This window comes from Oscillibacter sp. UBA6647, assembly GCA_002455655.1.
GTDB lineage: Bacteria > Bacillota > Clostridia > Oscillospirales > Oscillospiraceae > Oscillibacter.
Map to the genome: position 1 here is coordinate 1 of DKLF01000085.1, position 3,113 is coordinate 3,113.

General features: G+C 61.9%; 4 protein-coding genes. 1 reads left to right on the forward strand and 3 read right to left on the reverse strand.

The features are described from left to right. Positions 1 to 157 precede the first annotated feature (157 nt). Positions 158 to 727, reverse strand: coding sequence for a uracil-DNA glycosylase (locus B2W96_RS06235; RefSeq protein ID WP_293009425.1), 570 nt, complete (start codon positions 725 to 727; stop codon positions 158 to 160). Positions 728 to 819: 92 nt separating this feature from the next. On the opposite strand from B2W96_RS06235, the gene B2W96_RS06240 reads away from it, so the two are divergent. Further along, positions 820 to 1,341 carry a putative ABC transporter permease gene (locus tag B2W96_RS06240; RefSeq protein ID WP_293009426.1) on the forward strand — a complete coding sequence of 174 codons (522 nt, stop codon included), beginning with the start codon at positions 820 to 822 and terminating at the stop codon, positions 1,339 to 1,341. A gap of 3 nt (positions 1,342 to 1,344) precedes the next feature. On the opposite strand, the gene B2W96_RS06245 is transcribed toward B2W96_RS06240, so the two are convergent. Together B2W96_RS06245 and B2W96_RS06250 are read right to left on the reverse strand one after the other, a co-directional pair. Next, on the reverse strand, positions 1,345 to 2,289 hold the full coding sequence (locus tag B2W96_RS06245; protein WP_293009427.1) for an alpha/beta hydrolase: 945 nt from the start codon (positions 2,287 to 2,289) through the stop codon (positions 1,345 to 1,347). Positions 2,290 to 2,684: 395 nt separating this feature from the next. Then, complete coding sequence (locus tag B2W96_RS06250; RefSeq protein ID WP_293009428.1) at positions 2,685 to 2,990, reverse strand: HNH endonuclease; 306 nt, start codon at positions 2,988 to 2,990, stop codon at positions 2,685 to 2,687. Between the last annotated feature and the right edge of the window lie 123 nt (positions 2,991 to 3,113).

Below are 3,113 nucleotides of genomic sequence, written 5' to 3' on the forward strand. Positions count from 1 at the left end.
CCACATTTCCATAAAAACCCGGCCCCGGCGAACGTAAACCGTTCGCCGGGGCCTTGTATTTTTGCACATAATAGCGAACATAGCCCTCATTTTTCCGCCATCAGTCCGCTTGCATTTCATGGATACTATTGAACTCTCCGCAGGCCGCACTCCAAGGTCAAATCCCCGCCTCCGGGCACAGTTCCCGGATCTTCGCCTGCAAGCTCTTTAAATCCTCAAATGTCTCCGGCCTTTTCGACGGGTCCCGGAGCAAGGCGGAGGGATGGTAAAGCGCCGTCATCTGCACGCCGTCCCGGACAAACCACTGCCCATGCTCGGCGGTGATGCGAAAATCAGCTTTAATCAATTCCTTGGCCGCAATACGGCCAAGACACACCAGAATTTTGGGATGCAGCAGCTCCATCTGCCGGTCCAGCCAGCTCCGGCAGGCCGCCATCTCCACATTCAGAGGGTCGCGGTTCTGGGGCGGACGGCATTTCACCGTGTTGGCAACATAGACTTTCGTCCGGTCCAGTCCGATGATCTCCAGCATATCGTCCAGCAGTTGCCCCGCCTTCCCCACAAAGGGAATGCCCTGCTCGTCCTCGTTCTGCCCCGGTCCCTCGCCCACCAGCAACACCTCCGCCGTCTCGCAGCCGTCGCCAAACACCACGGTGGTGCGGGTCTGTGCAAGGCCGCAGTTCCGGCACTCCAGACACTCTCCCCGCAGCTTTTGCCACTCTTCCATACCGCTCCTCCTCGCCCTTTATTTTTCTTAAAAGCGCCGCATGAATTTCCCTCCCCCGGACAAACTGAAAAAAACAGACGGAGGGTTTTCATTTGGCATACTGGTTCTGGGTCTTCATTTTTTACAGCCTTGTGGGCTGCTTTTTAGAGCGGGTTTACGCCCGCCGCACCACCGGAGATCCGCATCCTGTCCGGCGGTGCCTTCTGTTTCTTCCCCTGTGCCCGGTGTACGGGCTGGGGGCTATGGCGGTGCTGGCCCTGCCCGCATCCATGCGGGCGGGCTTATGGCTCCCGGTGGCGGGGGCCGCAGCGGCCACGGCAGTGGAATTTCTCTACCACTGGGCCTGCGAGGCGATGCTGGGCGTGAAATTCTGGGACTACTCCCACGTCCGGGGAAACCTTCAGGGACGGGTTTGCATCCTGTTCTCCCTTGCGTGGGGCGCTCTGGCCTCCATGGCGCTTTTGCTGATTCATCCGCTGCTGGAGGCGGTCATCGCCCGTATCCCGCCCCCGCTTACCTTCCTCGCACTGCTGATCTTCACCGCCGACGCGGTGTGCACCCTCCGTATTCTCTCCGTCACTCACAGCGTGGCGGCCCTGCGGGGAAAGACGTAGCGCTCACGCCTCCCTCCCAGCGGGAAGCCGGGCCAGCAGCCAGTCCGCCAGATCACGGCAAACCTCTCGCCTGCAAACATCGTTTAAAATCTCATGCCGCGCGCCGGGGTAGAGCTTCAGCTCCGTGTCCCGGACACCCGCTCTTTGAAAACTGCGATATGCCCGCCGTGCGCCCCGTCCCCGCTCGCCCACCGGGTCTTCTTTCCCGGAGACAAACAGCACCGGTGTGCTCAGATTCATTTTCTTCAGATTGGCCCGGTTGGTAATAAATTCAATGCCCCCCAGCATCTCCCGAAACAGCCCCACGCTGGGATTTTCGCCGCAGCGGGGGTCCTCCTTATAAAAATTCACCGTCGTCTCGTCGGAGGACACCCAGTCAAACTCCGTCCGGTTAGGGGCGAACGCCTTGTTGTAGGCACCGAAGGCCAGTTTATGAACAAGGGGGCTGGACCGCGTCTCCCCGATTTTCCGGCATTCGACAGCGGCAATTGCCCGGCCCGCCGCCGTCAGTACCCTAGGCATCTGCCCCGTTCCCATCAGGATCGCGCCGTCCACCGTGCCGGGATAACGGATCAGGTACGTCCGGACCAGAAAGGACCCCATGGAATGCCCCAGCAGAAAATAGGGCAGACCGGGAAACTTTTGGCCCACCAAGCAGCAGAGCGCGTATAGATCGTCCACAACCGTATCCCAACTCCCCGCCGGGCCAAAATACACCCGGGGCGCGCCGCTTGCAACAGACGCGCCGTGCCCCAAATGATCGTTTCCCACCACGGCAAATCCCCGCTCCGTCAGATACGCCGCAAGTTCCTCATAGCGCAGGACATATTCCGAAACCCCGTGGGCGATTTGCAGCACCGCCCGCGGCCTCCCCTGCGGCAGCCACTCCACCGCGTGAAGCTCCGTTTTTCCATCGCGAGAAAGAACGGTAAATTCCTGCTTTACCATGGCAACGCGCTCCCCTCTGTGCTATAATGCCTCTCATACAGGCATCATAGCACACGGCGCGTAAAATTTCCACAGGAGGTTTTGCCATGGAACCCTTTGTCGCGGCGCTCGATTAAGGGCCGCGCCCGCAGGCGCGGAACCCCCAGCGTTCCCCCCGTCCCGAGCCGCCCGGCAACCGCGCCCCCAGCAAAACAGCCGGGCGGCGAGTGCAAGCGAAGCGCGCAGGCGCTTTTGCCGCGCTCCCACGAAACCCGGCGCGGCAAAACCGCACCGCGAGGGGGCCGCGAAGCAAAGCCGCCCGCAGGCGGCGCGGGGGAAGCCACCGCTTGTTGTCCCCAAGGGGGACAACGTCCCCCGCAGGACGCATTCCCGTTCCCCGTCCTTGAAGGGGGGCATCACAGCCCCCCTTCCCACGGATACCAGTCTGGCGCGTAGTAGTCTGCGAGGTATTCTATGCAGGCTTGGTGGACCTCTGCGGCGTTCATCCAGTCCGCGTGTTCCGGGAAGCGGGTCCCATGGGCCACGCCGTGGCAGTACATACACAGGGTAATGAGGTTGTGCGGCTCGTTGGTCCCGCCTTGCGACCGCTTCATGACGTGGTGAATCTGGATGGTCCGGGGGCTGTCGCACAGGGCGCAACGGTAGCCGTCCCGCTTGTACACGGCCTTTCTGGTTTCGTTGGTGAGGTTGGCTCCTATCATGGTAGCACGTCCTTTCTGCCCGTTCGGGCGCAAGCGTTGCGCCGCGCGAAGTCAAGGGCGCGGGAACCGCGCCATTGCCAGCGGCGGCGGCGGCTCCGGGGGCTTGCCCAAGCCAAAGTCAGC